The 16,710-nt window shown below is 60.3% G+C and carries 13 protein-coding genes; 6 read left to right on the forward strand and 7 right to left on the reverse strand.

Annotated features, from left to right (window positions below):
- Window positions 1–35 precede the first annotated feature (35 nt).
- From E0D86_RS04460 to E0D86_RS04485, 6 genes are all read right to left on the reverse strand, one after another.
- Window positions 36–935, reverse strand: a complete 900-nt coding sequence (locus E0D86_RS04460) for an SMP-30/gluconolactonase/LRE family protein (RefSeq protein WP_131648754.1) — start codon at window positions 933–935, stop codon at window positions 36–38.
- A gap of 40 nt (window positions 936–975) precedes the next feature.
- Entirely contained in the window at window positions 976–1,800 is an 825-nt protein-coding gene (locus tag E0D86_RS04465; RefSeq protein WP_131648755.1) for an NAD(P)-dependent oxidoreductase, read from the reverse strand.
- A 462-nt stretch (window positions 1,801–2,262) separates the two neighbouring features.
- Window positions 2,263–3,783: a tripartite tricarboxylate transporter permease gene (locus E0D86_RS04470; RefSeq protein ID WP_131648756.1), complete on the reverse strand. Its 1,521-nt coding sequence runs from the start codon at window positions 3,781–3,783 to the stop codon at window positions 2,263–2,265.
- 9 nt (window positions 3,784–3,792) lie between these two features.
- Window positions 3,793–4,281 carry a tripartite tricarboxylate transporter TctB family protein gene (locus tag E0D86_RS04475; protein ID WP_131648757.1) on the reverse strand — a complete coding sequence of 163 codons (489 nt, stop codon included), beginning with the start codon at window positions 4,279–4,281 and terminating at the stop codon, window positions 3,793–3,795.
- Between the two features lie 67 nt (window positions 4,282–4,348).
- Window positions 4,349–5,317, reverse strand: a complete 969-nt coding sequence (locus E0D86_RS04480) for a tripartite tricarboxylate transporter substrate binding protein (RefSeq protein ID WP_131648758.1) — start codon at window positions 5,315–5,317, stop codon at window positions 4,349–4,351.
- A 63-nt stretch (window positions 5,318–5,380) separates the two neighbouring features.
- Complete coding sequence (locus E0D86_RS04485; RefSeq protein ID WP_131648759.1) at window positions 5,381–6,775, reverse strand: enolase C-terminal domain-like protein; 1,395 nt, start codon at window positions 6,773–6,775, stop codon at window positions 5,381–5,383.
- A 555-nt stretch (window positions 6,776–7,330) separates the two neighbouring features.
- On the opposite strand from E0D86_RS04485, the gene kdgD reads away from it, so the two are divergent.
- The 6 genes from kdgD to E0D86_RS04515 all read left to right on the forward strand — a co-directional run bounded on the left by kdgD (window position 7,331) and on the right by E0D86_RS04515 (window position 15,087).
- A complete protein-coding gene (gene kdgD, locus E0D86_RS04490; protein ID WP_131648760.1) occupies window positions 7,331–8,242 on the forward strand; it encodes a 5-dehydro-4-deoxyglucarate dehydratase in 912 nt (303 codons plus the stop codon).
- A 96-nt stretch (window positions 8,243–8,338) separates the two neighbouring features.
- A complete protein-coding gene (locus E0D86_RS04495) occupies window positions 8,339–9,781 on the forward strand; it encodes an aldehyde dehydrogenase family protein (protein ID WP_131648761.1) in 1,443 nt (480 codons plus the stop codon).
- A gap of 121 nt (window positions 9,782–9,902) precedes the next feature.
- Window positions 9,903–11,246 carry a glucarate dehydratase gene (gudD, locus tag E0D86_RS04500; RefSeq protein ID WP_131648762.1) on the forward strand — a complete coding sequence of 448 codons (1,344 nt, stop codon included), beginning with the start codon at window positions 9,903–9,905 and terminating at the stop codon, window positions 11,244–11,246.
- A gap of 175 nt (window positions 11,247–11,421) precedes the next feature.
- Window positions 11,422–12,975 (forward strand): galactarate dehydratase, encoded by a 1,554-nt coding sequence (gene garD / locus E0D86_RS04505; protein ID WP_131648980.1) that lies wholly within the window; start codon window positions 11,422–11,424, stop codon window positions 12,973–12,975.
- A gap of 80 nt (window positions 12,976–13,055) precedes the next feature.
- Window positions 13,056–13,985, forward strand: a complete 930-nt coding sequence (locus E0D86_RS04510) for a 2-hydroxyacid dehydrogenase (RefSeq protein ID WP_131648763.1) — start codon at window positions 13,056–13,058, stop codon at window positions 13,983–13,985.
- Between the two features lie 190 nt (window positions 13,986–14,175).
- Window positions 14,176–15,087, forward strand: coding sequence for an aldose 1-epimerase (locus E0D86_RS04515; protein ID WP_131648764.1), 912 nt, complete (start codon window positions 14,176–14,178; stop codon window positions 15,085–15,087).
- Between the two features lie 273 nt (window positions 15,088–15,360).
- Here the strand turns inward: E0D86_RS04515 and E0D86_RS04520 are convergent, their stop codons facing one another.
- Window positions 15,361–16,629, reverse strand: a complete 1,269-nt coding sequence (locus tag E0D86_RS04520) for an OprD family porin (RefSeq protein ID WP_131648765.1) — start codon at window positions 16,627–16,629, stop codon at window positions 15,361–15,363.
- Window positions 16,630–16,710: the final 81 nt, after the last annotated feature.

Consider the following 16,710-nt stretch of genomic DNA (forward strand, 5'->3'; position numbering starts at 1 on the left):
GGGCGACTGCGGGCCTGTCCTTGGTGGGTGAAGCATTAGCGGAAGCGGGGTTCCTCCAGTCCGGCGACGCCGGGTTGCAGCGCGAATACGCCGCCAGCCAGTGGCTGGTCGGAGAGGTCACCGCCTGGGCGAATGGATGTAACGAACAGAGTGTCCAGGCCAGGACCGCCAAAGGCGCACATGGCGGGTTTCTTCACCGGCACTTCGAGCGAGCGGTCGAGACGACCGTCCGGTGTGAAGCGATGAATCAGGCCTGCGTCGTTACCGCAGATCCAGTAGCAGCCGTCGATGTCGACGGCTGTACCATCTGGGCGACCGGGGTACTGATTCATGTCCACGAACAGCCGACGATTGCTCGGTGTACCGCTTTCGATGTCGTAATCGAAGGCCCAGATGCTCTGGACGCTGGGGTGAGAATCCGACAGATACATGGTGCGGCCATCCGGACTGAAGCCGAGTCCGTTGGGTACGATGAAATCGTTCAGGCGCGCACTGAGCGGATCACTGTCGACGGCACCGTCGAGCCGATACAGCGCGCCTGCGGAAATGCCGGCGGCCATATCCATGACCATGGTTCCCGCCCAGAAGCGCCCCTGGCGGTCGCAGCGGCCATCATTGAAACGCATGTTGCCGTGGCCATGCTGCACACCGGCCAGGCGCGTGGCGTGAAGGGAGCCGTCGTCCTGCGGAGTAAGATCGAAGTAGCCGTCTTCCATGCCGGCGACCCAGCGATTGCCTTCACCCTCACGGCGAGCGATACAGGCGATCATCTGATCGGCTGTCCAACGGGTTACCTTGGCGTCCGCCGCCTGCCAGCGCAGCAGGTGGCGGTTGGGAATGTCGACCCAGTAGAGCGCTTGTTCATGCGCGACCCAGACCGGGCTTTCTCCGGTGGCGTTCTGCGCATCGACTATCAGTTCTGCTTGGTTTGCCATGGCGATTCTCTTGTCGTTGTTCTCGGCGTGGCGGGAAGAGTCAATCGTCGAATGGACCTGCTTCGCAGAACGCGCCGCCCTGGTAGATCAAGGCAGGATCATTGGCAGCGTAGGGCGGTTGCGCTTCGACCTTTTCGCGGAACACCTCGGATGTGTCCTTGGGTTCGAAGCCCAGATGGGCCGCCATGCGATTGTCCCACCAGACGTCACGGTTCGCCGATGCGCCGTACACCACGGTGTGGCCAACGTCAGGCGTGAACAACGAACGGCCGATCAGGTCGGTCAGGTCGCGATAGCTGAGCCAGCTGGCCATCATGCGACGGTTGAGCGGTTCGGGGAACGAAGAGCCAATGCGGATGCTGACGGTCTCGATGCCGTAACGATCGAAATAGAAGCTTGCCATGTCCTCGCCGTAGGACTTGGACAGGCCGTAGTAACTGTCCGGACGGCGTGCGACGCTGGCGTCGATTTTTTCGGTCTGCTTGTAGAAGCCGATCACATGGTTGGAGCTGGCGAAGACAACGCGCTTGATACCGTGCTTGCGTGCGGCTTCGTAGACATGAAACACGCCGCGAATGTTGCCTTCGAGAATTTCCTCGAAAGGCCGCTCGACCGATACCCCACCAAAATGGGCGATGGCATCGACGCCTTCGCAGAGGGCATGTACGGCGGCTTTGTCGGCGAGGTTACAGGTCACGACCTCTTCGTGAGGGCCAGCAGCGGGCTCCATCGAGGCGATATCGGAGAGGCGAATGATATTGGCGTAAGGGCGAAGCGTTTCGCGTAGCACCTTGCCCAAACCTCCTGCCGCTCCCGTTAGCAGGAGGCGATTGAAGGGTGTGGCAGTGGTTGTCTTACTTGTCATGGAGGGTCTGCCTGTCGCTTATTGTTTTTGATGTCATCGGTTGTCAGATGACTTGTGCTCGATTATTTGCGTCGCAGTAGGTGTTTGTCAACCCGCTGAGCGAATAACGCTTCATCAAACGATCTATGAAAAATCCTTCCAAAGGCGAGGTACTGGAGGGCACGGAATAACCATCCAGTGCGGACTTGCGAGCACTCCGCCAGTAGCATCGACCACCACGCTAACTACCCGTACGGCGTTTTCACATCCCACTAAAGTCGTGATGGCCCGCACACCAGCATGTAGCGGAAAAACTCCGATATTCCGCTTAAGTTGTATGATGACGGAGTCGCGTGAGTATCTCTGTCCGAGCGCATCGGCAAATCATTGTCGGCAGCGTCACCAAACGAAAGACCGCGCCAAAGGGCGCGGTCGGCGATCTAGCACAGCTCCCAGTCTCTGCTGCAACTGGGGAGTTTGTTTTCAGGCGCCCTGCAACTTGGTTACGGCACTCCTTTGGTGGCGCAGCGCGGTCACGAGATGCCATAGCACCGACGCAAGCGCCAGCAACAGAAAACTGGCCGAGATCGGATTCGTTAAAAAGCCCATGAAGTCGCCATCCGACAACATCAGGCCGCGACGCAGGTTGGTCTCGGCCATCGGACCCAGGATGAAGCCAATGATGAATGGCGCTGCGGGCATCCCGCCTTTGACGAAACCGTATCCAATCAGACCGAACAGCAGAATGGTCCAGACATCGAACACGCGACTGCTCAAGCCGAAAGCACCTACCACGCATAGAACCAGGATGATCGGCAGCAGAATATGCTTGGGCACGGCCAGCAGTTTGATGAAGATCCGTAGCCCATAGAACTCCAGCACCAACATCAAAACCGAGGCCAGGATCAGGGCCGCGAAGATGGTGTAGACCAGCTCGCCCTGGCTGATGAACAGCAGCGGTCCGGGCTGTATACCGTGGATCATGAAGCCACCGAGCAGGATCGCGGTGACGGTGTCCCCTGGAATACCGAGCGTCATCAGCGGAATCATGGCGCTGCCGATGCCTGCGTTGTTCGCGGTTTCACTGGCGACCACGCCTTCGACGGCGCCCTTGCCGAACTGCTCGGGATGTTTGGAGCGTTTCTTGGCAATGATGTAGGAGACGATGTTCGAAGTACCAGCGCCGATACCCGGCAGGATGCCGATACCGATGCCGATCAATCCCGAGCGGAACGCGTTTGGAATCTGCCCGAAAAACTCCCTGAGTGAAAAGCCGAAGCCCTTGACGTTTTTCATGCTTACAGAGGCGACTTTGGTTTTGTGCGCTGCCCGGCCGGTCTCAGCGATCTTGATCACCTCCGCCACCGCGAACATACCGATCATGACCGTCAACATGGCGAAGCCGCCGTTCAGGTTGGGCGAGTCGAAGGTGAAGCGGCGAATGGCGTCGACTGGCGCGATGCCTACGGTGGAGAACGCAAAACCCAGGACGCCGGCATAGATGCCTTTAAGCAGCGAGCCGGTGGAGAGTGTCGCAATCAGCGTTAGCGAGAAGATCGCAATGGCAAAGTATTCATGCGGCCCGAAGCGCAAGGCGATTTTGGCCAGTGAAGGAGCGATCGAAAGCAGGGCGACGATGCTGAAGATGGTGCCGAGAAAGGAGAACACCACGCCGACACCAAGCGCCTTCAACCCTTCACCTTTTTCCATCATCGGCCCGCCATCGAAGGTGGTGGCGATGGAGGCGGGCGTTCCGGGAATCTTCAACAGAATCGCCGAAATCAAGCCTCCCGAGGTGGCGCCAACGAACAACGCGACCAGCAGCGACAGCCCGGCGGCAGGACCCATGGCATAGGTGAGCGGCAGACAGAGCGCAATCGCCATCGTCGCCGACAATCCGGGGACCGCGCCAAAGACGATGCCGACGGCTACGCCAAGCGTGATCAGGATGAAAATGTAGGGAGAGAAGACCGCGGCGAAGCCGGTCTGGAAGAGTTCGATCATGGCCGTCTCCTAGAATTTCAAAAAGCCGGCCGGGAGCATCAGATCGAAGCCCTGGCGGAAGGTGACGAAAATGACGGCCGATGACACCAACGCAATGACGATATAAGCGACATGGTTGATCTTCCGCTCGCGCGGAGTGATCACGATGAACTGCGCATACAGATACAGCACAGTCATGATCGGAAAGCCGACTTTCTGCAGCAACGCAACGTACACGGCGATCAATCCCAGTGTCTTGAACACGGTGGGGTAGTCCGGCGGCGTGCTGTCGGGGAGTTCTGCATCGGCATCTGGGTCTGCCGGTGGCTGTGTGGCCTTGGTCGCGGTCAGCAGTTGCAGCACACCGAGCAGGCATAGCCCGATCGACAGAACGTAGGGAACGGTGGAAGCGTCAATGGCGCCTTTGCGCGGAAGGTTCATGGTCAGGAACAGGTAGAACAGGCCAGCGCCCAGCATCAGCGCTCCGACCAGCAACTCCTTTCTCTTATAGGTGTGCATGGCGATTCTCGTATCGGAGGGAGAATTGCCGGGCGCAGGGCGCGCGCCCGGCATCGTGTCGCGGTGCTTACTTGCTTTGGCGCAACTCGTCCTTGTATTTCATGAAGTCTTCGCGAGTGTTCTTCAGACGCTCTATGGACTCCTCCTTGCCGAAATAGCTGACTGGCTGCTTGAAGGATTTGCGCAGCTCATCGGCGTACTCGGGCATTTCGGTGATCTGTTTCACGATGCCTGCCATTTTGTCCACGATGGCCGGATCGGTGCCGTCCGGGAAGGCAACGATGTAGGGCTTATCCATGACGAAGTCGACGCCTTGCTCTTTGAATGTCTTGACGTCTCCGAGCAATGGGTTGCGCTCGTCGTTGGGTTGACCGAGAGCCACCATCTCGCCGCTGGCAATGTAGTCCTGAACGGACCCGTAGCTGATTGCGGCGAGGTCGATACGGCTACCCAGTAGCGCGACGACCTTCTCGGAAACCGTACCGGCGTCGACCATCTTCAGCGTGGTGTCGGTCAGGCCTTCGAACTTCAGGCCTTGCAAGTGCGAATAGCTGCCCATCTCGGTGCCATAGGTCACGCTGCTTGGCTCGGCCTTGGATTTGGAGATCAGATCTTCCAGCGAGGTCAGACCGGAGCTTTTCGAAGCGACGAAAATAGCCCCCTTGTCGACGCCGGCGATGCAACAGATGTCGAAGGCATCGAGGCTGTCTTCGCTCAATCCCGCCACTTCGTTGACGATCATTTGCCCGGTGTGGGTGAACAGAATGGTGTTGCCATCCGGATCGGCCTGCTTGACCTGTTCGGCGGCGAGGGTGCCGCCGCCACCGGCGACGTTGGTTATAACCATCGCTTCACCGGTGATCTTGGTGAAGTACTTGGCCATGGTGCGGGCATTGAAGTCGGTATCACCGCCGGCATTGGCGATGACGACGACCTGAACCGGACGCGTGGGCCATTCGGTCTCGGCGGCAAACGCGCCGCTGACGGCAGTTGCCAGTACGGCGGACACAAGGGAGGCGCTAATTGCTTTTTTCATTGTCAAGTCTCTCCGGTTGGGGGTGCGGCTCGTCTTATCGTTCTGCTTGGCTCGCGTTGGGGGTCATGAACGGCCCAGGCTGGGTCGCTTGGGATCGTATTTCCAGCCTGGCGCCAGGTACTGCATGGCCATGGCGTCGTCACGGGCGCCAGTGGCGACTTTGTTGTAAAGCTCGTGCGCGGCCATGATCCGGTCCATGTCCGGCTCGATACCAAGGCCCGGTTTGTCGGGCACCTGTACTTCGCCACCAACGATTTGCAGGGGCTCGCGGGTCAGGCGCTCCTGGCCTTCCTGCCAGATCCAATGGGTGTCGATCGCGGTGATCTTTCCGGGCGCGGCTGCGGCGGCGTGGGTGAACATCGCCAGCGATACATCGAAGTGATTGTTGGAGTGCGAACCCCAAGTCAGGCCGAACTGCTCGCATAGCTGAGCGAGGCGCACCGAGCCTTGCATGGTCCAGAAGTGCGGATCGGCCAGCGGAATATCGACGGCGTCCAGGCGGAACGAATGTCCCATCTGCCGCCAGTCGGTCGCCACCATGTTGGTAGCGGTCGGGATACCGGTTGCACGCTTGAATTCGGCCATGATTTCGCGACCGGAGTAACCGTTTTCCGGACCGCAAGGGTCTTCGGCATACGCGAGGATATGGCCCTGGCCCTTGCACAGTTCGATGGCCTCGGCCAGTGACCATGCGCCATTGGGATCCAGCGTGACGCGCGCGTCGGGGAAGCGCATCTTGATGCCGGCGATCGCCTGCATTTCCTCGCTGCCGCGCATCACGCCGCCCTTGAGTTTGAAATCCTTGAAGCCGTAGCGCGCCGAGGCGGCCTCCGCCAGCCGAACGATTGATTCGGGAGTGACTGCCTCTTGATGACGGATGTGGTACCAGTCGTCGGCTGAACCGGTACCGGAGAGATAGGGCAGGTCGGTGCGATTGCGATCCCCTATATAGAAGAGGTACGCCAGCATCGGCACGCTGTCACGTTGCTGCCCGCTGCCGAGCAACTCCGCCACAGGCACGTCGAGATGCTGGCCGAGCAGGTCGAGGAGGGCGGCTTCGACCGCAGTGATGACGTTGTCCAGCCGCAGATTGATCTCGTGCGGCTGCTTCAATACGGCGGCTTCCGCCTCCGAGGTGACCTGATGCTGAGTAGTCTGTGGACCACCAGCCGCGCCGCCTGCGATGGCATGGCGCAACGTATTCAATACCCGGTTGTAGCGACCGATCTGCTGGCCTATCACCAGCCCCTTGGTACGTTCGAGCGCCTGACGGATGCCTTCGCCTCCCGGCACTTCACCGATACCGGTGCGGCCAGCGCTGTCTTTGAGGATCACCAGATTGCGGGTGAAATACGAAGAGTGCGCGCCGCAGAGGTTGAGCAGCATGCTGTCGTAACCTGCCACCGGAATCACCTGCATTTCAGTTACCGCCGGGGTCGCCGTCTTTGCGTCTAGCATCTGCTGCATAGCTCCTTGATTGTTGTTGTGAGCGAGGGTTGATCAGTTGTGTATCGCGACGGCCGAGCGTCTCCTGCCAGCTTTGCAGCAGCGGGGCAGCCCGGACTGACGGTGAGGTCGATTTGATCTGTAACGTGAAAATCGAACAGTGCAGAGCTCATCGATGCCGCAAATGGAACTCGACGCGCAAGAGACAGCCGGATCGCTAGAGGAGGGCGGGAGAGATACATGGCTCTAAGCTCTGTTTTTGTTATACGTTGTCGTATGACTTGACTGGTTTTTTAGCAGTGCACTGAGTGGATGTCAAACAATTGAAACGTCCCAAACTGCATCTTTGTAATTCATCGGTTAAGCATCTTATGTTGCATTTGGTACTGCTTTGCTATTGCGAACCATCGGACATCTATCGCTCGTTCTATGCCATTCAAAGGTGCCGTCAATGAGCCGTTCGAGAAACTTCTACAAACGGCTAGCATTCATAATAGTTGTACGATAACGTATCTCCAAGGCTGCGGCCCCACTCATACCGATTAGTTTCATTAGGATGCTCGAACAATGAATCCACAAGAACTGAAGGCCATCCTCTCTTCTGGTCTGCTGTCCTTCCCGCTCACCGATTTCGACCAGCAGGGCGACTTCAACCGTGCCGGTTATATCAAGCGCCTGGAATGGCTGGCACCTTATGGTGCGACGGCACTTTTCGCTGCGGGTGGCACTGGCGAATTCTTCTCGCTGACCTCTCAGGAATATCCTGAAATCATCAAGACAGCGGTCGATACCTGCGCCGGGCAGGTGCCGATTCTCGCCGGTGTCGGTGGCCCGACTCGTCAGGCCATCGCCTATGCCCAAGAAGCGGAGCGTCTGGGGGCGAAAGGTCTGCTGTTGCTGCCTCATTACCTGACCGAAGCCAGCCAGGAAGGTGTCGCCAAACACGTCGAGGAGGTGTGCAAGTCGGTCAATATCGGTGTGGTGGTCTACAACCGCAACGTATGCCGCCTGACTGCGCCTCTGCTCGAGCAACTGGCCGAACGCTGCCCAAACCTGATCGGTTACAAGGACGGCCTGGGCGATATCGAGCTGATGGTGTCCATCCGTCGTCGTCTCGGCGAGCGTCTGACCTATCTGGGTGGCCTGCCGACTGCCGAAGTCTATGCCGCGGCATACAAGGCACTCGGCGTTCCGGTCTATTCATCGGCGGTGTTCAACTTCGTTCCGAAGATGGCGATGGAGTTCTACCATGCCGTCGCCCGCGAGGATCACGAAACCGTCGGTAAGCTGATCGATGATTTCTTCCTGCCGTATCTCGACATTCGCAACCGTTGCAAGGGCTACGCGGTCAGCATCGTCAAGGCTGGCGCACGTATCGCTGGTTACGATGCCGGCCCGGTTCGCGCACCCTTGACCGAGCTGCGACCCGAAGAATACGAAGCGCTCGCCGCTTTGGTCGAAAAGCAGGGCGCTCAATAACGGTCCAGCCCGATCTATCACTCGCCCCACCCGCCGTCCGCGCCCGCCATCCATTGGCATGGCGCGGTCGGCGGACCTCACGCAGGAGAGAGCTCCGTGGCAGACGTAAAACGTTACGACAACTACATCGATGGCCAATGGGTAACCGGCAAGAACTATCAGGCCAACATCAACCCATCCGATCTTGCGGACGTCATCGGCGAATACGCCCAGGCGGACGCTGCACAGGTCGAGGCCGCCGTCACAGCAGCACGCAAGGCATTCCCGGCGTGGTCTACGTCGGGCATCCAGGTACGCGCCGATGCGCTTGAGAAAGTCGGTCTGGAAATCCTTGCCCGCCGCGAAGAGCTAGGCGCGCTTCTGGCCCGCGAAGAGGGCAAGACATTGCCCGAAGCCATCGGCGAAGTGGCTCGCGCCGGCAACATCTTCAAGTTCTTCGCTGGCGAATGCCTGCGTCAGGCCGGCGAAACCCTGCAGTCGGTCCGTCCGGGCGTGAGCGTCGAGGTAACCCGTGAGCCACTGGGCGTGATCGGTCTGATCACCCCCTGGAACTTCCCCATCGCCATTCCAGCCTGGAAGATCGCTCCGGCGCTGGCTTACGGCAACTGCGTGGTCATCAAGCCGGCTGATCTGGTCCCTGGCTGCGCCTGGGCCATCGCCGAAATCATTTCCCGCGCTGGCTTCCCGGCAGGCGTGTTCAATCTGGTGATGGGCAAGGGCCGTGAAGTCGGCGAAGCCATCGTCAACGACAAACGCGTCGATGGCGTCAGCTTCACCGGCTCGGTCGGTGTCGGACGTGGCATCGCTGCGACCTGTGTCGGCCGTCATGCCAAGGTTCAGCTGGAGATGGGCGGCAAGAATCCGCAGATCATCCTCGATGACGCCGACCTCAACACGGCCGTCGAACTGGCTACCCAGAGCGCCTTCTATTCGACTGGCCAACGCTGCACCGCGTCCAGCCGCATTATCGTCACCGAAGGTATCTATGACCGTTTCGTCGAAGCCATGATCGAGCGCATCAAGAAGATCAAGGTCGGCTCGGCCCTGGAGCAGGGCGTGGACGTCGGTCCGGTGGTTTCCGAAGCCCAGCTGGAACAGGACCTGCGATACATCGAAATCGGCAAGGAAGAGGGCGCGCGCCTGGCCTGTGGCGGTGAGCGCGTCAAGTGCGGCACCGACGGTTACTTCCTCGCGCCGACACTGTTCGTCGACAGCACCGCCGACATGCGCATCAGCCGTGAAGAAATCTTCGGACCGGTGGCCAACGTGGTCCGCGTGAAGGATTACGACGAAGCCCTGGCGATGGCCAACGACACCGAGTTCGGGCTGTCCGCCGGCATCTGCACGACCTCGCTGAAGTACGCCAATCACTTCAAGCGTCATTCCCAGGCGGGGATGGTGATGGTCAACCTGCCGACCGCCGGCGTGGATTACCACGTGCCGTTCGGTGGCCGCAAAGGCTCGTCCTACGGCCCGCGTGAGCAAGGGCGTTATGCCCAGGAGTTCTACACGACGGTGAAGACCACTTACATCGGCTGATCAGCCGTGCCGCTTCATGTGACGCAACTCGCCGAGTCGCTCGAGCAACTCGGCGAGTTGCAATCCATGGCGGCAGATTCGTTTTCGCGCAGCGGACCATAAGAACAATAGAGAGAAGCGTATGAACAATTCTGCGAATCGAGGCGCTCCGGTCGTCACCGAACTTCAGGTGGTTCCGGTCGCCGGTCAGGACAGCATGCTGCTCAATCTGAGCGGCGCACATGGTCCGTATTTCACCCGCAACATCCTCATTCTCAAAGACAGCGCCGGCAATACCGGAGTCGGTGAAGTCCCCGGTGGCGAGGCGATTCGCCAGACCCTGGAAGATGCACGCTCCATCCTTGTCGGTCAGTCGGTCGGCAATTACAACGCTCTTCTGAATCAGGCGCGCAAGGCTTTTGCCGACCGCGATGTTGGCGGTCGCGGCCTGCAGACCTTCGATCTGCGTATCGCCATCCATGCCATCACTGCGCTGGAGTCGGCACTGCTCGATTTGCTCGGCCAACACCTCGGCGTGCCGGTTGCGGCCCTACTCGGAGACGGCCAGCAGCGCGACGAAGTCGAGATGCTCGGCTATCTGTTCTTCATTGCCGATCGCAACAAGACTGACCTCGGTTACCGAGACGAGTCGGATGCCAGCGATGCCTGGTTTCGCGTACGCAATGAAGAAGCGCTGACCCCCGAGACGGTCGTTCGCCAGGCCGAAGCGGCCTACGAGCGTTACGGCTTCAAGGATTTCAAACTCAAGGGTGGCGTGTTGCCGGGCCGCGAAGAGGTCAAGGCGATCCGCGCGCTGGCCGAGCGTTTCCCCGATGCACGCATCACTCTGGACCCCAACGGGGCCTGGTCACTGGCCGAAGCCATCGAGCTGTGCAGAGACCTGCACGGTGTCCTGGCCTATGCCGAAGACCCGTGCGGTGCCGAGAACGGGTACTCCGGTCGTGAAGTCATGGCCGAATTCCGCCGCGCCACTGGCCTGCCGACTGCAACCAATATGATCGCCACCGATTGGCGGCAGATGGGCCATACCGTTCAACTGCAGTCGGTGGATATTCCGCTGGCCGATCCGCATTTCTGGACCATGAGCGGTTCGGTGCGCGTTGCGCAGATGTGCCATGACTGGGGCCTGACCTGGGGCTCGCATTCCAACAATCATTTCGACATTTCGCTGGCGATGTTCACCCACGTGGCCGCGGCGGCGCCGGGCAAGATCACCGCGATCGACACCCATTGGATCTGGCAGGACGGCCAATATCTGACCCGTGAACCGTTGCAGATCGTTGGCGGCAAGGTCGCCGTGCCGGCCAAGGCGGGTCTTGGTGTAGAGCTGGATCAGGATGCGCTGCACAACGCCCATGAGCTGTATCTGGAGAAAGGGCTTGGCGCGCGCGATGACGCCATCGCCATGCAGTTCCTGATCCCGGATTGGACGTTCAACAACAAGCGGCCCTGCATGGTGCGTTGACCAGTAGGGTGGGGCGGCTTGTGAGTTTCGGTGGGCTGAAGCCCACCCTACGGCTGACACGCTCACTCATGGCATCTGTAGGGTGGGCTTTAGCCCACCAAATCCCAACGCACAGCTCACCGATACGAACAACAATTCCAACCGGCCTGCTCCGGAGACGTAAATGAACGAAACCGTGCAATTGATTCAGCATCAAGACTCGCCTCGTTATATCCGCCTGAACGAAGCGGATAACGTGGCCGTGGTGGTCAACGATGGTGGCGTACCGACAGGAGCTCGCTTCGAAGATGGGTTGGTCACGGTCGAATCGGTGCCGCAGAGTCACAAGGTCGCTTTGGTTGACATCGCCCCTGACCAGCCGGTACGTCGTTACGGCCAGATCATCGGTTACGCGCTCGAACCTATCGCCCGCGGTTCATGGGTCAAGGAAACCCAGCTGCGCATGCCCTCAGCGCCGCCGCTCGACAGTCTGCCCATGGCCGACGCCGTACCGCAGCGGCTCGAGCCGCTCGAAGGCTTCACCTTCGAAGGCTACCGTAACGCCGATGGCACCGTCGGCACGCGCAACGTGCTCGGCATTACCACCACCGTGCAATGCGTGACCGGCGTGCTCGATCATGCGGTCGCGCGCATTCGCAAGGAGCTGCTGCCCAAGTACCCCAACGTCGACGATGTCGTCGCGCTGACGCATAGCTATGGTTGTGGCGTGGCGATCAGCGCCAAGGACGCCTACATTCCGATCCGCACCGTGCGCAATCTTGCGCGCAATCCGAATCTTGGCGGCGAAGCCCTGGTTATCAGCCTCGGCTGCGAGAAGCTGCAGGCCGAGCAGGTGATGCACGAGGGCGACGCCTCGGTCGATCTCAGCGAGCCCTGGCTCTACCGCCTGCAAGAGTCCACCACCGGCTTTGGGGAAATGATCGAACAGATCATGGCGCTGGCCGAAACGCGGTTGCAAAAGCTGAATCGTCGCCAGCGCGAAACCGTTCCAGCATCCGAACTGATCCTTGGCATGCAATGCGGTGGCAGCGACGCCTTTTCCGGTATCACCGCCAATCCAGCGCTGGGCTACGCCTCGGATCTTCTGATCCGCGCGGGCGCTACGGTGATGTTTTCCGAAGTGACCGAAGTGCGCGACGCCATCTACATGCTCACCTCACGCGCCGAAACGCCAGAAGTGGCCGAAGCGCTGGTGCGTGAAATGGACTGGTACGACCAATACTTGGAGCGCGGCGCGGCGGATCGCAGCGCCAACACCACGCCTGGCAACAAGAAGGGTGGCCTGTCCAATATCGTCGAGAAATCCTTGGGCTCCATCGTCAAGTCCGGCAGCAGCGCCATCAATGACGTACTCGGCCCAGGCGAACGCTTCAGCGGCAAGGGCCTGATCTATTGCGCGACACCGGCCAGCGATTTCGTCTGCGGCACGCTTCAGTTGGCTGCGGGGATGAACCTGCACGTGTTCACCACCGGACGTGGTACGCCTTATGGCTTGGCCATGGCTCCGGTAGTCAAGGTCTCGACCCGCACCGAACTGGCCGAGCGCTGGCCAGACCTGATCGACGTGGACGCCGGGCGCATCGCCACAGGGCGTTCCAGCATTGAGGAGTTGGGCTGGGAGCTGTTCCACTACTACCTGGATGTCGCCAGCGGCCGGAAGAAGACCTGGGCCGAGCAACACAAAATTCACAACGACATCACTTTGTTCAACCCAGCACCCATCACCTGATTGCCCCGTCAGGTTGAGCCAATAGCACATCCCTGTACCCTGCGCTGGAACCGAATCGCCATTCTTTTCGAGGTAGTCCCGTGACCTGCATTCTCCAGCTTGGCCCCCTTACCGAACGTTTCAACCGCAGCCTAGCTGCGGATCATGAGGTGCTGCGCATCTGGGAGCAGGATGCCGATGCGTTGTTTGATGGTCAGGCTCACCGTATCGAGGTCGTGGTGACTTCCGCGCGTTTCGGGTGCTCGGCGGCTCTGATCGAACGCTTGCCCAACTTGCGCGCGATCATCAGCTTCGGTGTCGGCTATGACTCCATCGACGTGGCGGCGGCGCGGGCGCGCGGCATTCCTGTGAGCAACACGCCGGACGTGCTCAACGATTGCGTGGCGGATCTGGCGTTCGGGCTGATCATCGACTGTGCACGGCAGATGTCGCGTGCCGACCGCTTTGTCCGCACGGGCGAATGGCTTTCCGGCGGTTTACCGCTGGCGACCAGTGTCAGCGGCAAACGGCTCGGTATCGTCGGCCTTGGCCGCATCGGCGAGGCGGTAGCCAAGCGCTCGAGTGGTTTCGACATGCAGGTGCGTTACCACAACCGTCGACCGGTTGATGGCAGCGCTTACGGTTATGAGCCGAGTCTGATCGAGCTGGCGCGCTGGAGCGATTTTCTCGTGCTGACTTGCCCGGGCGGGGCGAGCACTCGCAACCTGATCAATCGGAGCGTATTGGACGCGCTTGGCCCGAACGGCATCCTGATCAACGTGTCGCGCGGTTCGGTCGTGGATGAGCCAGCACTGGTCGAGGCGCTGCTCGAAGGACGGCTGGGCGGCGCGGGGCTCGACGTCTACGCTGAAGAGCCCAAGGTGCCGCCGGCTTTGTTCGAGCTACCCAATGTCGTCCTGCTGCCGCATATCGGCAGCGCCACCGCGGAAACGCGGCTGGCAATGGAGGAGCTGTTGTTCGCCAATCTACGTGCGTTTCTCGAACGTGGAGAGGTGCTGACAGCAGTCTGAGCGCACTCACCGGTACGCTGCAGACTGAGGCGATGCTAGTCGCCACGGCGCTTGGCCAAAAGCTCGGGGCCGACACCTTTAGAGTTGTCCTCATGGCGCTGCCATGCCGCAAGCCACAAGCGCGCTGGCGTGGAGCGCCGTTTACATTTCAATTCTCGCGGGCCTGCGCTCGCCAAGGAGAAACACCTCAATGCCCGGCTTCCAAGCGGATCTGACCGAGATCGAACTGCGACATGACGCATTGCGACTGTCGGTCTGCCCGGCGTTGGGCGGGGCGATCACACGGCTGAGCGTCGATGATATCGACCTGTTGCGACCATGGGACGGCTCCGACAGCGTACGCCGCACCGGCTGCTTCGTGCTGGCACCGTTTTCCAACCGGGTCGGTGACGCTGCCTTCGAGCACGAAGGCCAACGCTATTCACTGCGCAGCCTGTCTGCCGAACACCCATTGCCGATTCATGGCGTTGCCTGGAAGCGGGCCTGGAGCGTGACTGAACAGGGCGCCGCCAACCTGAGCCTGCATTTCACCCATCGACCCGAGGGCGAAGCGGCGCTGGACTGGCCGTTCGCCTTCGATCTCGAACATGAGCTGCGTCTGGACGAGCAGGGCGTTGATCTACGCCTGAGCCTGCGCAACATCGATACGCGATCGATGCCCGCCGGCCTCGGCTGGCACCCGTATTTCGCCCGTCATGACGCGTGCATCCTGCAATTCTCCGCGCAGTCGGTTTGGCTGAGCGATGAGCGAAACTTGCCGGCTGAGTTAAAGGAAGTGCCGACCCAGTGGGATTTTCGGCAGCCACGGCGCCTGGAGTCCCCGAACCTGGACAACTGCTTCGTCGGTTGGAATGGGCCGGCGCAGATCGGTTGGCCGGGCAAAGGTATCGAGCTGACAATGACGAGTGAGGTGAGGCATCTGGTGGTGTTCACGCCGCCCGCGGAGATGGGTTTTTTCGCGGTGGAACCGGTGTCCCACGCCAACAACGCGCTCGGCATGAGCGATCCGATGGCGAACGGAATGCGCACCCTGGAGCCCGGCGATGTCATGCGGGTCAGTTGCCGGCTCAGCATCGAGCGGGTGGTCCGCGCGGGATCGTAGAAGAGTCCCGACCAGCCATTCTTCAGCGCGGGCCTGCGCATTGTGTCGGCCGCAACGTCTATCGACGGGTATCCCGCCTGCATATCATCCAGCGCCACGCCTCATGCGAAAAAGCATCACCGCTTCGTAGGATGGGTGCAACCCATCACTGTCTCCGCCTCGCACAGCCGCCCGCACATGCTCGTTCGCGGGACGAAAAAAGCCCGTCACAAGGACGGGCAAAGTTTCCGCAACAGGAGCGAGGAGTGTTGCGTCCAGCGTGGTGAATGATGCTTACAGGATCGAAATCGGATAGTTGAAGATCAGACGATTCTCGTCGAACTCGTTGTTGCTGAACGAGTTGTCCCGACGCATGCTGGAGTTACGCCACTTGATGTTCAGGTTCTTGAACGCACCACTTTGCACGGTGTAAGCCAGTTCGGACTCGCGGCCCCATTCCTTGCCTTCGTCACCGCTTGCGGTTGTGATGTTGTCACCGCTGATGTAGCGGTTCATCAGGGTTAGCCCAGGAACGCCAACACCTGCGAAGTTGTAGTCATGACGCAGCTGCCAGGAACGCTCATCGGCGGCGTCGTAGGCGGAGTTGAAGCTGTCGTTGGCCAGCGAAGCGCCGCTGGTACCGTTGACGCGCATCCACTGATCACCGCTGACTTTCTGCAAACCGACGTAGAAGGTATGGGCACCGGTTTGCAGGCCGAACAGACCGGAATAGGTCTTGTTGTCCAGGTCGCCGGCCAGCGCGCTACCTTCATCCTTGCCGGTGAAGTAGCCGAGATTTGCCGTGAAGGCGAGGTTGTCACTGATAGGCTGGGTGTGCAGCAACTGGACGTAGCTCTGCTGGTAGATGTCTTCGAGGCGGGCATGCCACAGGCCGACCTTGGTCTGGTCGGTGAAGGCGTATTCGCCACCGGCGAAGTTGAAGCGATCCGAACTCGCGCCGCCGAAGACCATGTCTTCCATGCTGGCGTCGTCACGGGTGCTGTTCTGGCGCATCTGGCCGCCGTACAGCGTCAGGTTGCTGATCTCCTTGGAAGTGATCATGCCGCCCTCGAATGTCTGCGGCAGCGAACGCCCGTCATCCGCGCGCAGTACCGGTACGACTACCTGCCATTCACCGACGCGGATTTCGGTTTCCGAGATTTTGGCTTTCGCAGCTACGGCGATGCGGCCGAAATCATCGGCGGGGTGACGATCATCGCCCGTGCCGTGCGTCGGCAGCAGGGCCGTTCCGTAAGTGCCGCCGCCGCCATCCAGCTTGACCGACAGCATGGCCAGCGCATCGACGCCAAAGCCGATCGGACCGGGCGTATAGCCGGACTGAACGTTGAGAATGAAGCTCTGCGTCCATTCTTCGGCCTTGTTCTGACCACCGTTATAGGCTGGATCGACGAAGTTGCGGTTGATGTAGAAGTTACGTGCGTTCAAGGTGACTTTGCTGCCTTCGACAAAGCCTTCCGCTGCGTGAGCAGCAGCGGGTATGCCAAGCGCCAGCGACAGCGTGCCCGCGAAAACGGCGGCGGACAATGGATTGCGTGGGGTCATTGTTGTTGTGCTCCCTTTTTTGATGTATCCGTCCCGCTTAGCCGTACGGCGATAGGCGAGACGGGGTGTAGCGCGACCGCA

Source organism: Pseudomonas sp. IC_126 (assembly GCF_004331835.1).
Classification (GTDB): Bacteria; Pseudomonadota; Gammaproteobacteria; order Pseudomonadales; family Pseudomonadaceae; genus Stutzerimonas.